At 69.1% G+C, this 16,401-nt stretch carries 12 protein-coding genes; 7 read left to right on the top strand and 5 right to left on the bottom strand.

The genetic code is table 11. The annotated features are described in order from the left end of the window. Window positions 1-39: 39 nt before the first annotated feature. Both ACSFB7_RS05460 and ACSFB7_RS05455 read left to right on the top strand, forming a co-directional pair. Window positions 40-5,205, top strand: a complete 5,166-nt coding sequence (locus ACSFB7_RS05460; protein ID WP_435467790.1) for an autotransporter domain-containing protein — start codon at window positions 40-42, stop codon at window positions 5,203-5,205. Between the two features lie 212 nt (window positions 5,206-5,417). Continuing rightward, window positions 5,418-6,719: a UDP-N-acetylglucosamine 1-carboxyvinyltransferase gene (locus ACSFB7_RS05455; protein WP_435467788.1), complete on the top strand. Its 1,302-nt coding sequence runs from the start codon at window positions 5,418-5,420 to the stop codon at window positions 6,717-6,719. Between the two features lie 16 nt (window positions 6,720-6,735). Here the strand turns inward: ACSFB7_RS05455 and ACSFB7_RS05450 are convergent, their stop codons facing one another. The 3 genes from ACSFB7_RS05450 to ACSFB7_RS05440 all read right to left on the bottom strand — a co-directional run bounded on the left by ACSFB7_RS05450 (window position 6,736) and on the right by ACSFB7_RS05440 (window position 9,389). Beyond that, window positions 6,736-7,638: a DMT family transporter gene (locus tag ACSFB7_RS05450; RefSeq protein ID WP_435467786.1), complete on the bottom strand. Its 903-nt coding sequence runs from the start codon at window positions 7,636-7,638 to the stop codon at window positions 6,736-6,738. Between the two features lie 73 nt (window positions 7,639-7,711). Continuing rightward, window positions 7,712-8,392 carry a helix-turn-helix domain-containing protein gene (locus tag ACSFB7_RS05445; protein ID WP_435467784.1) on the bottom strand — a complete coding sequence of 227 codons (681 nt, stop codon included), beginning with the start codon at window positions 8,390-8,392 and terminating at the stop codon, window positions 7,712-7,714. Window positions 8,393-8,423: 31 nt separating this feature from the next. Then, on the bottom strand, window positions 8,424-9,389 hold the full coding sequence (locus ACSFB7_RS05440; RefSeq protein ID WP_435467782.1) for a hypothetical protein: 966 nt from the start codon (window positions 9,387-9,389) through the stop codon (window positions 8,424-8,426). 102 nt (window positions 9,390-9,491) lie between these two features. On the opposite strand from ACSFB7_RS05440, the gene ACSFB7_RS05435 reads away from it, so the two are divergent. After that, entirely contained in the window at window positions 9,492-10,544 is a 1,053-nt protein-coding gene (locus ACSFB7_RS05435; protein ID WP_435467780.1) for an NAD(P)H-dependent flavin oxidoreductase, read from the top strand. A gap of 13 nt (window positions 10,545-10,557) precedes the next feature. Then, the gene (locus ACSFB7_RS05430; protein ID WP_435467778.1) at window positions 10,558-11,235 is read left to right on the top strand and encodes an alpha/beta hydrolase; all 678 of its coding nucleotides are present in this window, start codon (window positions 10,558-10,560) and stop codon (window positions 11,233-11,235) included. Here ACSFB7_RS05430 and ACSFB7_RS05425 read toward each other — a convergent pair. Beyond that, entirely contained in the window at window positions 11,210-11,830 is a 621-nt protein-coding gene (locus ACSFB7_RS05425; RefSeq protein WP_435467776.1) for a TetR/AcrR family transcriptional regulator, read from the bottom strand. The two genes, ACSFB7_RS05430 and ACSFB7_RS05425, sit on opposite strands and share 26 nt — an antisense overlap. 50 nt (window positions 11,831-11,880) lie before the next feature. Here ACSFB7_RS05425 and ACSFB7_RS05420 point away from each other — a divergent pair, with 50 nt between their 5' ends. The 3 genes from ACSFB7_RS05420 to ACSFB7_RS05410 all read left to right on the top strand — a co-directional run bounded on the left by ACSFB7_RS05420 (window position 11,881) and on the right by ACSFB7_RS05410 (window position 15,715). Continuing rightward, a complete protein-coding gene (locus ACSFB7_RS05420) occupies window positions 11,881-12,993 on the top strand; it encodes a DUF2855 family protein (RefSeq protein ID WP_435467774.1) in 1,113 nt (370 codons plus the stop codon). A gap of 116 nt (window positions 12,994-13,109) precedes the next feature. After that, entirely contained in the window at window positions 13,110-14,018 is a 909-nt protein-coding gene (locus ACSFB7_RS05415; RefSeq protein ID WP_435467773.1) for a DUF3014 domain-containing protein, read from the top strand. A 98-nt stretch (window positions 14,019-14,116) separates the two neighbouring features. Next, window positions 14,117-15,715, top strand: coding sequence for an alpha/beta fold hydrolase (locus ACSFB7_RS05410; protein WP_435467771.1), 1,599 nt, complete (start codon window positions 14,117-14,119; stop codon window positions 15,713-15,715). Here the strand turns inward: ACSFB7_RS05410 and ACSFB7_RS05405 are convergent. Continuing rightward, window positions 15,658-16,389, bottom strand: a complete 732-nt coding sequence (locus ACSFB7_RS05405) for a Crp/Fnr family transcriptional regulator (protein ID WP_435467769.1) — start codon at window positions 16,387-16,389, stop codon at window positions 15,658-15,660. The genes ACSFB7_RS05410 and ACSFB7_RS05405 overlap by 58 nt on opposite strands. Window positions 16,390-16,401 lie beyond the last annotated feature (12 nt).

The raw sequence follows: 16,401 nt of genomic DNA, 5'->3' as shown, positions 1-16,401 counted from the left end.
CTTGTGCGGCTTTCTTCCCTGCGCAAGGAATTAACAAATATGAACAAAGCTCACCGTAGCCTCTGGAACGCCTCATTGGGCGCCTGGGTCGCCGTCTCCGAAAACAGCCGCGCGCGCGGAAAGAAGAGCCACCGCACCGCAGCGCTCACGCTGGGCGCGGCATCGCTCGTGATCGCCAGCATGTCGGCGTTCGCGGGTGGCAATGGCGGCGACGCCGGCTTTCCTGGATCGCCGATTTTGGGAACTACCGGCAGCAGCGTGACGGGCCAGGGCGGTACGGGCGGTTTCGGTTTTTTCGGGACGGGCGGGGCGGGCGGTGCCCCAGGCATGAACGGCGGCGACGGTATGCCGTCGCCGATACCGGGCGTGATTCCAGGTGGGGGTGGCGGTGGCGGCTCAGTGTTCCTGGGGCCGGTGCCGGTCACGTCGACGATTGCAGCCGGGAATGGCGGCAATGGCGCAGCCCCGTTCGATCCCCAATCGGGCTCGGGTGCAGGCGGAGGCGGTGCCAGCACCATCGCCCACGGTGACGTCCGGATCGAGGCAGGGGGCGCGCTGGCAGGTGGCAGCGGTGGCCGAGGTGGCGACTTTTTGGCTCCGCCGACGTTCCCGGCCGGCGCTGGCTACGGCGGCGGCGGTGGCGCGGGCTTGCTGGTCGTCGCGCCGGAGGGGACAACAACCACTATCTCCAATGCGGGTTCGATCACGGGCGGCAACGGCGGCCGCGCAGGCATCGGGAGCAGCGGCATTCCGCTGCCCAGCATCGGCGCTCGCGGCGGTGCCGGCGAGGGCGCCGACGCGGACGCAGCGGCCGCCTCCTTCGTGTCGCTGGGCGGTACCGGCATCGTCGGCAGCAACCTCAACGTCATCAACAGCGGCACGATCTCGGGCGGGTTCTCGGGCGACGGGAGCACGCAGGCCAGTGCCATCCGGTTCACCGGCGGCACCAACCGGCTCGAACTGCGTGCCGGCTCGCAGCTCAATGGCAATGTGCTCGCCAACGGCAGCTTCGACACGCTCGCATTCGGCGGCACGGAGTCGGGCGCCTTCAACATGACTGACATGGTGAATGGCAAGTTCCAGGGCTTCGAGGCCTATGAAAAGACCGGCAGCTCGACCTGGACCCTGACCGGCAGCGCGTACGACATGACCATCACGGGGCTGGTGCGCGAAGGCACGCTGCGGCTGGGCGATGGCGACGGCGCAGGCGGGTTGATCGTCGGCGTGGACGGCCAGGAGACTCCGGCCATTTCGACGCCGGGAGGTTCCGTCGGCCAGAACGGCGGCGCGGGCACGGTGGCGCTGGCGGTCTCCGGTGGCAGGCTGGTGTTGGAGGATGAGGGCTACGTACGCGGCGGCGCGGGAGGCAGCGCAAGCACCACGGAATTGCGAGCGGGGGGCATATCGAGCGTGACCGGCGCCATGGGCGGTGCCGGCGCCACGGGGGTGACCCTCACCGGTGGAACACTGACCGTTGAAAACGGCGGCACTTCCGCCGGCGGCCGGGGCGGGAGCGGCGGCGCCATCACCGTCTTCAGTGGCGGTGGGCTGGCGCCGCTACCTGCGGTCGCGGCCGCGTCGATGAGCCTCAATGTCGTCGTGGGCGCAGGCGGTGCTGGCGGCTCAGGCGTCACGACGGCGTCGGGCGAGACCATCGTCAACAGCGGCTACATCGCCGGTGGGGGCGGGGGGCGTGGAGGCGGCAGCCAGCCCGAAGCGGACATCGGCATCGCGGGCATCCGGACTTCCAGCACGGCCATCCTGGTCTCGACGTTCGGCGAAACCTCGGCGCAAGTTTTCACCGGCGCGGGTGGCGCCGGTGGCAACGGTGGACACGGCGTCCTGCTGACGGGTACTGGCGGTTTGCAGAACAACAACTTCATCCGCGGAGGCCACGGCGGCGACGCCGGATCGCTGGTGGGTGCGAGCCTGAGCTTTGGCGCGGCCAGCAGCACGATCACCAACGCCGCGGGCGGCACCGGCGGCGCGAGCGTGGCCTACACGGGCGCAGGCTCGCTGGTCAACGAGGGCGAGCTGCGCGGCGGGGACGGCGGTGTTTCGAGTTTGGGCGCCGCTTTTGCAGGGATCCTCGCCACGGGCATGGAGCCCGCGAACGGCACGATTACAAGTCCCGCGACGGCCACGGTCATCGGTGCGGTCGGCGCCAGCGGCGGCGCAGGTGTCTATTTCGGTGGGGCCGCCACGGTGGAAAACCGTGGCCTCGTCCAGGGCGGAATGGGCGCGGGAGTCACGCCGCCACCGCCGGACTTCATGGCCATGGCGGCTCCTTCTACCCCCACGCAAAGCTTTGCGCTCGCAACGAGCCCGCAGGGGCCGACCACCGCCAGCGCCACCGGCAACACGGGCGGTACTGGCGGCAGCGCCCTGGTGCTGATGGCAGGCGGCACGGCCAACAACCGGGACAGCGGGGAGCTGTATGGCGGCATGGGCGGCAACGGGTCCGGCGCGCAGGCCGCGGCGGCCTCGCTCAACATGGCGCAGGCCAGCGCAGTGGCCGTCGGCGGCAACGGTGGCAACGGCGGTAATGGCGCAAGCCTGCGCGGCGTGAGCCTGTTCCTCAACGAAGGCAACGTGTCCGGCGGCCGGGCGGGCGACGGCGGCAGCGCCAAGGCCAACAGCCAGTCGAACACGGCCGTGCAGGCAGCCACGCTGCGCGCCACGGGCGGCAACGGCGGCACTGGCGGTGCCGGCATCGCGGCTGACAACTCGACGGTGGTGAACCGCGGCACGGTCGAGGGCGGCTACGGCGGCCTGGGCGCCACTGCAGTCCTCCAGCACGAGAACATCGGAGACGGCAGCAGCGGCAGCACTGTCGTCTACAGCGTCGGCACTCCCGGCGTGGCTGGCGCCGGCGGCGCGGGCATCACGGGCTCGAACCTGCAGGTGACCAACGCTGGCAACATTTACGCCGGTTACTCGGGCGACGGCCAAACCCTGGCGCCGGCCATCGCCTTCACGGGCGGTGTCAACAGCCTCACCATCGAGCGCAGCTCGGACATCACCGGCCTGGTGCTGGCCCACAGCACGGCCGACACGCTGGCGCTGGGCGGCTCGGACGACAGCAGCTTCGACGTGGCGTCCGCCGGACCCGACGGGCAGTACCGCGGCTTCGGGCAGTTCCGCAAGTCCGGCGACGCCACCTGGACGCTGACCGGCAGCACCACGCAGGTCACGCCGTGGACCATCGCCCAGGGCACGCTGGTGGTGGGGGCCGACGCGAGCCTCGGCGACGCGAGCGGTGCGCTCACGCTCGCCGGCGGCACGCTGCAGACCACGGCCAGCATGGCCACGGCGCGCGCGGTCGTGCTGTCGGGCCCTGGCGGCACGCTGCGCACCGACACCGGCACCACGCTGCAGATCGGCGGGCAGGTCTCGGGCAGCGGTGCGCTGACCAAGGACGGCACCGGCACGCTGCACCTGTCGGCGGTCAACAGCTACACCGGCGGCACGCGCATCGCGGCGGGCACGCTGATCGGCGGCGCCAACAGCTTCGGCACTGGCGCCATCGTCAACGACAGCGCGCTGGTGATCGAGCAGCCCACCGACGCCACGATGGTCAACGACCTCTCGGGCAAGGGCAGCCTGACCAAGTCAGGCGCCGGCGCGGTGCGCTACACGGGCAACGGGTCGGCCTTCACCGGCAGCCTGCAGGTGACGGGCGGCGTGCTGTCGGTGAACGGCTCGCTCGGCGGCACGCTGAACATCGAGTCGGGCGGGACGCTGAAGGGCAGCGGCAGCGTGGGCAGCACGGTGTTGGCGAGCGGCGCCACGCTGGCGCCGGGCAACTCCATCGGCACGCTCACCGTCAACGGCGACTTCACCTTTGCGCCGGGTTCGCGCTACCAGGTCGAGACCGACCCCAGCGGCGCGAGCGACCTGCTGCGCGTGACCGGCACGGCCACGCTGGGCGGTGCCTCGGTGATCGTGCTGGCGGCCGACGGCAAGTGGAGCCCGACCACCACGTACACCATCCTCACCTCGGGCACGCGTGTGGGTACTTTCGGCAGCGTGTCGTCGAACTTCGCGTTCCTCGATCCGTCGCTGAGCTACAAGGGCGGCGACGTCATGCTGAGCCTGGTGCGCAACACAGTGGCGTTCCCGGCGGTGGGCATCACGCTCAACCAGCGTGCGTCGGGCGCGGCGCTCGACAGCCTGGGCGGTGGCCTGCTCTACAACGCAGTGGTGCAACTCGATGCGCCGACGGCCCGCCTGGCCTTCGATCAACTCTCGGGCGAACTGCATGCATCGGTGCGCTCGGCGCTCATCGAAGACAGCCGTTTCGTGCGTGAAGCCGGCGCCGACCGGCTGCGCCAGACGCAGGGCGGCGCGGGCGCAACCGGCGACCTGAAGACGGTCGAGGGTGCGGACGGTGGCCTGTGGACGCGCGCCTATGGCTCATGGGGCGACACCAAGGGCGACGGCAATGCGGCCAAGGCCAAGCGCGACACGCGTGGCGTGCTGGTCGGCGCCGACCGCCGCTTCGGCGACTGGCGCCTGGGCGTGCTGGGCGGCGCGGGCAGCAGCAGCGTGAGCGTGGACGATCGGCAGTCGTCCGCCAAGATCGACAGCTATCACCTGGGCCTGTATGGCGGCACCGAGTGGGGCGCGCTGGCCCTGCGCACCGGCGCCAGCTACACCCACCACAGCATCGACACGCGCCGCCGTATCGCCTTCACCGGCCTGGGCGGCACACCCGAGGCCAGCTACCACGCGGGCACCACGCAGGTCTTCGGCGAACTGGGCTGGCGCATGGATGCGGGCACCGTGGCGCTGGAGCCCTTTGCCAACCTGGCGCACGTGAACCTGCGCACAGGCGGCTTCACCGAGCGCGCCAGCCTGGCTGGCCTGAGCGGCAGGAGCGAATCGGGCAGCACCACCTTCACCACGCTCGGCCTGCGCGCCAGCACGAAGCTGGAGCTGGGCGGCACGGCGGCCACGCTGCGCGGCATGCTGGGCTGGCGCCATGCCTTCGGCGACGTGACGCCCACGGCAGCACTGGCGTTCATGGGCGGCAATGCGTTCACCGTGACCGGCGTGCCGGTGGCGAAGAACGCCGCGGTGGTGGAAGCGGGGCTCGACTTCGCAATCAAGCAGGACCTGACGCTGGGCGTGTCGTACAACGGCCAGTTCGGCAGCGGCGTGAAGGACCACGGGCTCAAGGCGAACCTGCTGTGGAAGTTCTAAGGGCCTGACCGTCCGGGAGCCGGGGCGCAGGGCGCCTTGGCCCTCGTGGGCAATGCAAACGCAGCCGCTGCCGTCGAGGCACCGGCTGCGTTCTGCTTTGAAGTTCTTACAACTTCGGCGCGAAAGAGGCGCTTTCCGCCGGTAAAGTGCCGGCGTCCGGTGGCGGATTTGTCCGCAGCCCCATTTCCGCTTCTTCCGCTTCCCCCTTCTTCATGTCCAACCTCATCGTGCACGGCGGCACACCGCTTCGCGGCCGCATCACCCCCTCCGCCAACAAGAACGCCGTGCTCCCGGTGCTCTGCGCCACCTTGCTCACCTACGAGCCCTTGCGCCTGCATGGCGTGCCCGACATCACCGACGTGCGCAAGATCCTCGACATCTTCCGCACCCTGGGCAGCGACGTGCACATGGACCATGCGACGGGCACGCTGGAGCTGCACCACCGCGAGACGGTGTTCGACGCGGCGCTGCACCGGCTGCCCGAAGAAATGCGCTCTTCCATCATGCTGGTGCCGCCGCTGCTGGCGCGCTTCGGCGTGGCGCGTCTCGAAGACAACGTCAAGGGCTGCACGTTGGGCGTTCGCGAGATCGATCCGCACGTGGAGGTGTTCCAGCGTTTCGGCGGCAAGGTCGAGCGCACCGAAGGCTCGCTGCTGGTGCACAGCGCGGGCCGGCTGACGCCTACGGACCACTGGCTCGATTACGCATCGGTCACCACCACCGAGAACTTCGTGCTGTGCGCCGCTGCGGCGGACGGCACTTCGACGCTGACCAATGCCGCGTCGGAGCCGCATGTGCAGGAGTTCTGCCGCTTCATGAGCATGATCGGCGTGCGCATCGAAGGCATGGGCACGTCGCGGGTGACGGTGCATGGCGGCGGCGCGCTGAAGGGCGGCGAGTTCCGCTTCGACGAAGACTTCCACGAGATCACGACCTTCCTGGCGCTGGGCGCCATCACCGGCGGCGACGTGGTTGTGCGCAACAGCGCGCCAGAAAACTTTCCGCTGATCGACCGCACTTTCGCCAAGTTCGGCGTGCAGATCACGCACGAAGACGGTTGGTCGCGCGCCATCCGCAGCGGCCCGCTGAAGGTGCAGACGCCTTTCACGAGCAATGTGCTGACCAAGGTCGAAGCGGCGCCGTGGCCTTACTTTCCGGTGGACCTGCTGCCGATCTTCATTGCGCTGGGCGTGCGTGCGCAGGGCAATGCGATGTTCTGGAACAAGGTGTACGACGGCGCGCTGGGCTGGACGGGCGAGCTGTCGAAGTTCGGGGCGCATGTGTTCTCGTCAGACCCGCACCGGCTCATCACTTTCGGCGGCAATCCGCTGACGCCGGCGGTGGTGGAGAGCCCCTACATCATCCGCGTGGCGATCGCGCTGTTCATGGTGGCGGCGAGCATCGAGGGCCGCTCGGAGATCCGCAACGCCACGCCGATCCGGCGCGCGCATCCGCGCTTCGTCGAGAACCTGCGCAGCCTGGGCGTGCAGGTGGAGTGGACCAGCGAGGAATAAACAGCGGGCCGTTCATTCAGCGCGCCCTGCGCGCTTCGGTCCACACCACGATCAGCAGGCCTGCCAGCACCATCGCGAGCCCGGCAAAGGCCGAAGGGGCCGGGCGCTCATGCACCACGAGGATGGCCAGCACGAAGGCGGTGACGGGCTCGGCCAATGCCAGCGTGACGCCCGAGGCGCCGGAGATGTGCCGCAGCGCGTGGCTGAACAGCAGGTAGGCAACGCCGGTCGACACGAGGCCCAGGTAGCCCACGATGGCCCAGCCGGCAGGCGTGGTCGAAAAGGGACCGGAGATCAAAAACGCACCCGGTATCGCAGCGGCGGAAGCGATCGCGAAGACCCACAGCGTGACCGTCGCAGGCGGCGACTTGCTCACGAGGCGTTGGCTGACCAGCGTGTAGATCGCGTAGCAAAGCCCGGAGGTCAGGCACAGCGCCAGCCCGGCCAGGTCGATATGCAGGCCGCTGCCCATTCCCGGCATCACCATCAGGCAGCCGCCGCCGATGGCGAGCAGCGTGCCCATCCACCACGCGGGTGCCGGTGGCTTGCGGTACACGAGCGACTGAAGCAGCCCGGCCCACGCAGGCCCGCTGCCCACGGCAATCGCGGTGCCGATGGCCACGCCCGTGGCCTTGACGCCCGCGAAGAAGCTCAGGTTGTAGCCGGCGATGCACAGGCCCGCGAGCAGAAGCCATCGCCATGTGGCCGGTGCCATCGACAGCGCGAGCTGTTCACCGCGATGCCGGCGCCAGCCGATGAACGCGGCAAAGAACAAGGTGGCGATGGCCATGCGCAGCGTGCCGATCCAGTAGGGCGATGTGTGCGCGGGCGCAAAGCTCTGGGCGGTTCCGGTGGTGCCCCAGAGGGCGGCGGCGGCAACCACCATGCCGGCGCCGAGCATGGATGCGTTCTTCGTCATGCGCGCATCCTCGGGCCCGGTGGCCTTTTCAAATGTCGAGAGACTCTCGACCTTGCGTGTTGGGCGCTGTGGGTCAGGCTGCGCGTGTGCGCCTTGCGCCCGACTGGCGGTCGCGCCGCAGCGCAAAGCCGAGGGCGCTGGCCGAGCGATAGCCCACGCGAAGGGCCGCCGCTTCCAACGGCAGGCCGCTGCGCAGAAGGCGCTGGGCCGCATCGAGCCGGCGCGAGCGGAGGTAGGCCTGCGGGGACAGCCCCGTCAATTCGAGCAGCCGCGCATGAAAGCGCTGCGGACTCAGGAAGAAGAGGGCAGCCATGCGCGCGGTGTTCCAGGGCTCGTGCAGTGCGGGGCCGAGGGCGGTGTCGAGCCGTGCCAGGTCGATGCTGCGGCGCGCGAGGATCGACGGCGCTTCCAGCACGTGCGCCAGATGCTGCGCGGCCCGGGCAGGATCGACGTCGTTCCGGCATGCGGCAGTGACCGCAAAGCGCCGCATGCGGTCGACGCCCGCGTCGTCGGGCGTGTCGATGACCACCATGCGCACGCCGCGCGGCGACATGAAGGTGTGCGCCATGCCCGCCGGAATGATCATTCCGCAGGAGGTGTCGGTGAAGGCGGCGCGGCCGCCGATCTCCAGCTCCATGCGGCCGTCCAGCGCGAACATGATCTGCGCATGCGAATGGTCGTGGCCGGCGTACTCGCCCGTGTAGTTGCGCACGCTGTAGACGGTTCCGGGGGAGGAAGGTGTCTGCGTGCGCATGGGATGGTGCTTGCCGCTGTGGGTGTGCCTGCTAGAACCCCGGCACGGGGTTGCGCCCCTCGCCCGGCACATAAGTACCCTTGCGATAGGTGTAGACCACCGTGCGATCGACGGTCTGGGCGCGGTTGCTGGTGCCGGTTGTTTGCGCGCCGCTGAACACGATGCGCATGTCGCCCGGCTCGTCGTCGGTGCCGAGTACAAACTCGGGCGTGCCGTCCACGTCGAAGCAGTTGCCGCGCGCCGGGGTCTCCGGGCGCTTGTTTTGCAGCACCTGTTCGCAGGCCTCGTCAGCGCCGCTGTTCGTCGCCGACAGCGGGATGCTGGTGACCAGTTCGTGCACCGTGCTGGCTCCCAGTTCGTAGACCGAGAACCAGGTGCCGCAGTTGCCCTGCCAGCAACTGCCGCTGGTGGTGGTCAGCACGAAGCGCTGGGGCGCGATGCGCTCCACCCTGGTCTGGCCGATGTTGCCCATGAAGCCGAGGTAGTCGACGCCGTCGCTGCGCTTGGCGAGCGTCCATCCGTCGGCGCCCTGCTCGAAGAAGTAGGCACCGAGCCAGGCACCGGCCACGTGGCTGCTGATGGGCTGGCCCTGGTCGTCGAGCGGCACGGTCTCGGTCAGCATCACGGCGTGCGTGTCGTCCAGGCGCACCACCTCGCGCGGCGACACGTTGGCTTGCTGCTCGGCCTCGCTGCCCTTCACGGGCTTGCCGTCGTTGCCGATGTCCGGCAGTTGCACGGCGCCGCCGCGGCTGTCGTCCTTGTCTTCCCAGCCGGGGAAGACCAGCGCCATGAGTTCACCGCGCTTGAGCGTGGCCGAATTGGTGGGGGCTGGTGCGGTTTCCGTGGTGGCTGTTGCCGCAACGTCTTCCGCCGTGGTGGCGGAAGAAGCGCTGCTGTCTTCTTCCTGCGAGCAGCCGGCAACGCCGAAAAGCACGGCGATGGCGCCTGCAAGCAGGGTGCGCGAGAGAACGGAGCTGGAAACGAGCGGGCTGTGCATGCCCGCGATTGTGCCGAAGCCGCCCGGCCATGACCCCGCCGCCAAGGCGACCACCGGCTTGGCGGGAGAATGGCCGGCATCGACACACAAGGAACCTTTCGCATGACGACGCTGAAGCAGATTCTCGGTACCGAACTTCCCCTGATCCAGGCGCCGATGGCCGGCGTGCAAGGCAGCGCGATGGCGATTGCGGTCAGCAATGCAGGTGGGCTGGGCTCATTGCCCGGCGCCATGCTGAGCGCCGACACCATGCGCAGCGAACTCGCCGCGATCCGTGCCGGCACCGACAAGCCCTACAACGTCAACTTCTTCTGCCACACGCCGCCCGAGCCCAGCGCCGAACGCGAAGCCACCTGGCGCGCCGCACTGGCACCGTACTACGCCGAGTACGGCATCGACGCCGCCAGCATCCCGGCCGGGCCGGGCCGCAACCCGTTCAGCGCCGAGGTGGCCGACCTCTTGGCCGAGTTCAAGCCGCGCGTGGTGAGCTTTCATTTCGGGCTGCCGCCCGAGGCGTTGCTGGCGCAGGTGCGCGGCTGGGGCGCCAAGGTGCTGGCATCGGCCACCACGCTCGACGAAGCGCTGTGGCTCGAAGCGCATGGCGCCGATGCGGTCATTGCGCAGGGGCTCGAAGCGGGCGGCCATCGCGGGCACTTTCTTTCGCACGACCTGACGAAGCAGCTCGGCACCTTCGCGCTGCTGCCGCAACTGGTGCGCGTCATCAAGCTGCCGGTGATCGCGGCCGGCGGCATCGCGGATGCGAACGGCGTGGCCGCGGCCATGGCGCTGGGCGCGGCGGGCGTGCAGATCGGCACCGCCTACATGCTGACGCCCGAAGCCACGACCAGCGCGCTGCATCGCGCGGCGCTCAAGAGCGAGGCCGCGCGCCACACGGCGCTGACCAACCTGTTCACGGGCCGGCCGGCACGCGGGATCGTCAATCGCGTGATGCGCGAGCTGGGGCCCATCGGCGCGGCGGCACCTGAATTTCCGCTCGCCACCTCGGCCATCGCGCCGCTGCGCGCCAAGGCCGAAGCCAAGGGCAGCGGCGATTTTTCTCCGCTGTGGTCGGGCCAGAACGCGACCGGCTGCCGCGAGCTGCCGTCGGCCGAAGTCACGCGCGCGCTGGCCCAAGGTTTTTCTGCATCGCTCTGAACTCTTCCCCTCCATGACCCAAGTTCACCTGCCCCTCAAGTTCCTGGAACACGCCGCGCAACCCCAGGTGCGCGAACCCTGGCTGCTGGTGCTGATGCACGGCGTCGGCAGCAACGAGCAGGACCTGTTCGGGCTGGCGCGCCTGATGCCGCCGCAGTTCCATGTGCTGAGCCTGCGCGCGCCCTATGTGTTGTCGCCCGATGCCTATGCGTGGTTCGAGTTCCAGATACTGGCCAACGGCGAGCGCCAGATCAACGAAGAGCAGGAGCGCGAAAGCCGCTTTCTGGTCGGCGAGATGATCGCCTCGGCCGGCAAGCAACTCGGCGTGCCGCCCGAGCGCGTCGTGGTCGGCGGCTTCAGCCAGGGCGGGATCATGGCGCTGTCGCTGCTGCTGACAAAACCCGAGAGCGTGCGTGCCGCGATGGTGTGGCACAGCCGGCTGCTCTCGCAGGTGGTGCCGCACATCGCGCCGCCCGAGGCCTTCGAGGGCAAGGCGCTGTGGGTGAGCCACGGCAGCGCCGACAACGTGATTCCGCCCAGTGCCGCGCAGGCCACGCGCGAGCTGGCGCGCACGCTGCCGCTGGCGTTGTCGGGTTCGGACTTTCCGGGCGCGCACGAGATCCGCCCGGCCGAGCTGCAGGGCTCGCTGGCGTGGCTGCAGTCGCTCAGCGCGCCAGCAGGCGCGCCATGACGATCGCCTGCATCTCGCCGACCCAGTCGTCGCAATCGTCACCCTCGGGCTGCACCAGCAGCCGGTAGCGCCGGCCGCCCCAGGCGGCGGTCAACAGCGCGTGGATGGTGGCGGGCGAGGGCTGCGGCTGCAGATCCTTGCAGGCCGCGAAAGCCTGCAGCCAGCGCGCCGCGAGTTCGTCGTACACCCGGCGATGGTGCTTGGGCTCGGCCACGCGGTGTTCGAGCATCAGCATCTCGTGATCGAACGCGGGCAGGCCTTCGAGCTGCGCATCGCAGGTCAGGCGCACCAGCCGTTGCACCCGCTCGCTCCATGCGAGGTCGATGGGCGCCATCACTTCGGCATCGATGCGCGCGAGCAGTGCTTCGACGCAATGGCGCACATAGCCCGAGAGCAGGGCTTCCTTGTCGGGAAAGTAGTCGTAGAGCGTGCCGACGGCAATACCGGTTTCGAGCGCCACGGCGCGTGTGGTCACGCCTTCCCATCCGTGCGCGGTCCAAATCCGAACAAAGGCGTCGTAGATCGCCTGCACGGTGAACTTGCTGCGTGCCTGCGTGGGGCGTTTCAGGGGCTTGGAGCGGGGTGCGGCGGGCATCGACTGGTTTTCCGAACCCGTCGAGGGACGGGGCGCCATACAGTTTGCGAATGAACAACGCATTCACTTTAACCCGCCTCCAAACGCGCAAGAACGCACTCGGCACGACCCGTGTGCTGGCCACTCCCGACGACGGCGCGCTGCAGCCCGGCGAGGTGCTGATGAAGATCGGCCGCTTCTCGCTGACCACCAACAACATCACCTACGCCGCCTTCGGTGATGCGGTGATGAAGTACTGGCAGTTCTTTCCCACCGGCGATGCCGACTGGGGCCACATGCCGGCCTGGGGCTTTGCCGATGTGGCGGCGTCGAACGTGGAGGGTGTGGCCGTGGGCGAGCGCTTCTACGGTTACTTCCCCATCGCGAGCCATCTGCGCATGCAGCCGGTGCGCGTGACGGCGCGCGGCTTCTACGACGGCGCGGCGCATCGCAGCGAACTGGTGTCGGCCTACAACCAGTACATGCGCTGCAGCAATGACGTCGGCTATGTCGCCGGGTTGGAGAACTACCAGATGCTGGTGCGCCCGCTCTTCATCACCTCGTTCATGCTGGCGGATTTTCTGGAGGACAACGGCTTCTTCGGCGCGACGCAGGTGGTGGTGTCGAGTGCGTCCAGCAAGACCGCCTTCGGCACCGCGTTCTGCCTCGACAAGCGCGAAGGCCTGAAACTGATCGCCGCCACCTCGGCCGGCAACCGCGCCTTCGTGGAAGGGCTGGGCTGTTACGACCGCACCTTGAGCTACGAAGAGATCACCACGCTGCCGGCCGACGTGCCCACGCTCTACATCGACTTCTCGGGCAACGACGATCTGCGCGCCACCATTCATCATCACTTCGGCGACGCGCTGGTGTACGACTGCTACGCAGGCTCGGCGCAGAAGACAGAGTTTCTCGGCAACACCGACGCGCTGCCCGGCCCGACGCCCCAGCTCTACTTCGCGCCCGTGCAGATCCGCAAGCGGAATGCTGACTGGGGCCCGGAGGAAGTCAACCGCCGTTTCAACGAAGCGCAAGGCAACTTCATCGCCGAGCTGAGCCGACCCGGCAACCGCTGGATGACGCTGGCACACGGTGAGGGCTTCGCGCATGCGCAGGCGGTGATCGCGAACCTGCATGCGGGCAAGGTCGACCCGCGCGAGGCGCACGTCATCGAGATCGGCTGAACTTCCGCGCGGTCGGCGCGTCACAGTGCGTTACGAGGATGTGGCCGTGGTGCGGCCTTTATTGGTGCACCATAGCCCGTCTGCCACTGCAGACTTCGCAAAAGGAAACCGACCTCATGTCCGACAGCGACACGCGCGACGCCCCCGAATTCAGACCCCGCCGCGAGGCCCCCATGGGGACCATCGTCGTCATCGCCCTGCTGGTGCTGGCGGCGGCCTTCTTCGGCTGGCGCTGGTACCAGCAGCAACAACAGGTCAAGCCGCCCGAACCGGTGCCGGTCGCGGCCGTGCCCAACGACACGCCCGCGCCACCACCGGCCGCCGAACCCACCGGCCCGCAGAACCCGGTCGATGCGCTCGCGCCGCCCGATGCGGCCTTGCCCAAGCTCGCCGAATCCGATTCGCGCGTGATGAAGGCACTGGCCGAGCTGCTCGGCAGCAAGAACGCGAGCACCTTCCTGCGTTCCGACGACATGGTGCGGCGCTTTGTCGCCACCATCGACAACCTCACGCGTGAGCATGCGCCCGCCAGTGCATGGCCGGTGCAGCCGACGGGCCAGCGCTTCATCACCGAAGGCCCGCAAGGAGGCACGCAGACCATCGCGGCCAACAATGCCGCGCGCTACAACGGCATCGTGCTGCTGGCCGAGTCGGTCGATCCGGCCAAGGCGGCGGCGGTGTACGCCAAGCTCTATCCGCTGTTCCAGCAGGCGTATGAAGAGCTGGGCTACCCGGGGCGCTACTTCAACGACCGGCTCATCGCGGTCATCGACCACCTGCTGCAGGCACCCGAGCCCTCGGGCCCGGTGCAGGTGCGGTTGATCGAGGTGAAGGGCGACGTGCCTTCGACGCGGCCGTGGGTGCGCTACGAGTATGTCGATCCCAAGCTCGAATCGCTGTCGTCGGGCCAGAAGATCATGGTGCGCATGGGCCCGGAGAACGAGCGCAAGGTGAAGGCCAGCCTGCGTGGGCTGCGCCAGCAGATCGCCACGGCCGACATCGCCAAAAAGAAGAAGCAGCAGTAGTGCCGGATTGACGCCGGCCTTTGTTCCCGCCGGGACAATTGGCCGCCGCCTTCGTTCCTAGAGTCGCGTGCTTCGAGACACGCAACGAGGAACAAGAAATGAAGGCCATCATCCGGGCCGCGGCACTGAGCGCGGCGGTTCTTTTCGGCACGGCGCCCTGCGCGCAGGCGGCCACCGTGCAGCAGCTTTCCACGCAGTCGCCGGTGGCCGATCCGCTGGCGAACGGTGCCACAGGTACCAAGGTCGCGTTCACGCTCTTCCTGCCCGATCGCAAGCCTGAAGGCGGCTATCCGCTGGTGCTGCATGCGAGCGGCTTCGGGCTCGGTCGCCTGCAGGCGATGCCGCCACGCGACACCGACCCGGCCGCGAGCTACTGGTCGCGGCTCGACCGGCTGGTGCCCACGCTGGTGGAGCACGGCTATGCCGTCATCAGCTTCGACCACCGGGGCCATGGCGACAGCGGCGGCGACAGCCGCATCATGGACCCGCAGGCCGAGATTGCCGACATCCGCAGCCTGATCGACTGGGCCGAGCGCGAGCTGCCGCTGCGCAAGGGCGTGGACGGGCATTCGCGCATCGGCAGCATCGGTGGCTCGTACGGTGGCGGCTACCAGATGCAGCTCGCGCAACTGGAGCCGCGCATCACCACGGTGATTCCGTCGATGACCTGGTACGACCTGCAGCATTCGCTCGCACCCCAGGGCGTGTTGAAAGAGGGCTTCGTGCAGTTCGAATGCTTCATGGCCCAGCGCGGCAAGGTGCGCGACGGTGGCCTGCTGCGGCCCCTGTGCGAGCAGGCGCCCAAGCCGGGCGCCTGGGCATGGTCCGACCTCGGTGCCGACGCACCGCGCCTGCGCGACGCCTATCAGGCGCACGGCCCTTCGGGTGCGAGCTGGGCCGGGCAGCCGGTGCGGCGTGTCGATGCGCTGGTCGTGCAGGCCAGCGAAGACGTGCTGTTCGACATGGGCGACGGCCTGCGCAACTGGCGCTACCTCAAATCCGGCGGCGGCGACGTGCGGCTGATGGTGCTGCGCTCGGGCCATGTGAACCCGCGCGCGGGGCAGCGCGAGAAGCCGGCGCGCTGCGGCAATCTCGACGCGATGGAGGCGATGGCGACCTGGCTCGATGCCAAGCTGCGCGACGCGGCCGCAGGGCTGTCGTCGGTACCGGCCACATGCATCGCACTGGACGACGGCTCGGCTTATCAAGGCGCGGTGCCTGTCGCAGCGCAGGTCGGTGCAGCGCTGCCGTTGACCGATGTGCCCGCCGGCATGGCCGGCCCCCGGTTCGTTGCGCTGCCGGCCGATGTGTTGGCGCGGCAGGGTGCCAGTGCGGTGCTGGCCGGCGTGCCCGAAGCCGAACTCGACGTGCAGGGCAAGGCCGGCCCGGGTGTGGCGCTGGTGGGCCTTGCGCTGCGCAAGCGCGGCGGCGAGGTGGTGCTGCTGTCCGATCAGGTGGTGCTGCTGTCCGATCAGGTGGTGCCCGTGCCGCCGGGCCGCCAGCGCATTGCGCTCGGTGGCGTGGCTGCGCGCATGCAGCCGGGCGACGAGCTGGGCGTGGCGCTGTTCGCGACGCATCCGCAGTACGGCTGGGCGCCCACGTCGGGCGCGCCGGTGGCCGGCATCGTCGCCGGCAATGCCTATGCGGTCTCGGGCCGGGTGTGGTTGCCGCTGGTCACCGACGCAGCGCCGCAGTAGTCACGCAGCGCATCGAGCCGCGTGAGCGTGACGACCTGATAGCCGAGCGTGAGCAGCCCTTCGGCCTCCAACTGCCGCAGCGCCGCGTTCAGGCGCGAGCGCGACATGTTGCAGTAGATCGCCAGCTCCGCCTGCGACACCTGCAGCTCCAGCGAGCGCGGCGGAAAGGCGGAAGGGCTGAACAGCGAGGCCAGGCTCTGCGCCACCTTGGCGACAGGGTCCAGCGTGCGGTCGGACAGCGTGACGGCCATCGACTGCGTCAGCCGCTCGCTCAGCAACCGCAGCACGAAGCGGTTGAAGGCGGGGTTGCTCTCCAGCAGGTGGAAGAACGCGGCCTTGGGCATCTTGATGATCACAGCGTCCGACAGCGCGACCGCGTCGCAGATGCGCGGCACGTCGCGGATCAGTTCGACCTCGCCGACCCAACTGAAGGCCTGCCCCATGAAGGTCACGGCCTTGCCTGAGGCCGAGGTGGTGCACAGCTTCATGCTGCCGCGCCCCATGCCGACCCAGCAGTCGGCCGCGTCGCCACGGTGCCAGATCGGCTGGCCCGCGGCCAGTTCGATGAAGCGCAACTGAGGCAGCAGCGCGGCGCCTTCGGCATCGCTCAGCGTGTGGGCCCACACGCAGCCGCGCCAGCGCGACTTGAGCGATGCGACTTCCTCCGGGTTCATGCGCCAGCCGCC

The sequence above is a fragment of the Variovorax raffinosi genome, assembly GCF_051216615.1.
Classification (GTDB): Bacteria; Pseudomonadota; Gammaproteobacteria; order Burkholderiales; family Burkholderiaceae_C; genus Variovorax.
The sequence above is the reverse complement of the archived record's forward strand: the minus strand, read 5'-3'. Positions and strand labels throughout refer to the sequence as shown.

Excerpts from the sequence above, each read along its gene's own strand:
- ACSFB7_RS05445 (WP_435467784.1), bottom strand. The coding sequence starts at position 8,392 with ATGCGCACGCAGACACCTTCCTCCCCCGGAACCGTCTACAGCGTGCGC.
- ACSFB7_RS05435 (WP_435467780.1), top strand. The coding sequence starts at position 9,492 with ATGACGACGCTGAAGCAGATTCTCGGTACCGAACTTCCCCTGATCCAG.
- ACSFB7_RS05420 (WP_435467774.1), top strand. The coding sequence starts at position 11,881 with ATGAACAACGCATTCACTTTAACCCGCCTCCAAACGCGCAAGAACGCA.
- ACSFB7_RS05405 (WP_435467769.1), bottom strand. The coding sequence starts at position 16,389 with ATGAACCCGGAGGAAGTCGCATCGCTCAAGTCGCGCTGGCGCGGCTGC.
- ACSFB7_RS05440 (WP_435467782.1), bottom strand. The coding sequence starts at position 9,389 with ATGCACAGCCCGCTCGTTTCCAGCTCCGTTCTCTCGCGCACCCTGCTT.
- ACSFB7_RS05455 (WP_435467788.1), top strand. The coding sequence starts at position 5,418 with ATGTCCAACCTCATCGTGCACGGCGGCACACCGCTTCGCGGCCGCATC.
- ACSFB7_RS05415 (WP_435467773.1), top strand. The coding sequence starts at position 13,110 with ATGTCCGACAGCGACACGCGCGACGCCCCCGAATTCAGACCCCGCCGC.
- ACSFB7_RS05430 (WP_435467778.1), top strand. The coding sequence starts at position 10,558 with ATGACCCAAGTTCACCTGCCCCTCAAGTTCCTGGAACACGCCGCGCAA.
- ACSFB7_RS05450 (WP_435467786.1), bottom strand. The coding sequence starts at position 7,638 with ATGACGAAGAACGCATCCATGCTCGGCGCCGGCATGGTGGTTGCCGCC.
- ACSFB7_RS05410 (WP_435467771.1), top strand. The coding sequence starts at position 14,117 with ATGAAGGCCATCATCCGGGCCGCGGCACTGAGCGCGGCGGTTCTTTTC.
- ACSFB7_RS05425 (WP_435467776.1), bottom strand. The coding sequence starts at position 11,830 with ATGCCCGCCGCACCCCGCTCCAAGCCCCTGAAACGCCCCACGCAGGCA.
- ACSFB7_RS05460 (WP_435467790.1), top strand. The coding sequence starts at position 40 with ATGAACAAAGCTCACCGTAGCCTCTGGAACGCCTCATTGGGCGCCTGG.